Here is a 497-nt window from a genome sequence, read left to right on the forward strand (position 1 = left end):
TGGTATCAAGCTCGTAGTCGTAGCCGTTTACCTCGTAGTTGTATGCTTTCCCTGCTTCCATGTCGTACCATTTGAAAGAGTCCTGGTATGAAAGGGTGTCTTCAGTGCCCAAGTCGCAGTCTATGTAGAATTTCTTGTCTTCCAATGAATTCCCATATATGTCAACAAAGCTCTTTGAATGGTGGCAGTCATAACCTACTTGCTTGTATCCGTCTATGTAACCTCCGATTATCAATGCGTTCACCAAGGCACGTTTCAACACGTCGTCCTGGTTGGTTGAGTACTGTCTTTCTGCAAGTCTCCAGATTTTTTCCGTTCCTTCCTCGTACACCTTGTTGAAGATTATGCACCTCGCTATGATTTTTCCATCTTCGTTCTTCAAATAGGCGGCACTTGCATCAACCGAATCACTGTAAAAGTAATGGTATCCCTTGTCTGTCATGCAACTGTAGAAGTCTCCATCGCACTTGTTTGAATCGTATATATCCCTGAAATTG

At 43.3% G+C, this 497-nt stretch carries 1 pseudogene; it reads right to left on the reverse strand.

Features of this window, described 5'->3' with window-relative positions:
• Positions 1-497: pseudogene (locus H6A34_RS15685) on the reverse strand (hypothetical protein); the annotation flags it as partial.

This window comes from Marseilla massiliensis, from assembly GCF_016899855.1.
Classification (GTDB): Bacteria; Bacteroidota; Bacteroidia; order Bacteroidales; family Bacteroidaceae; genus Prevotella.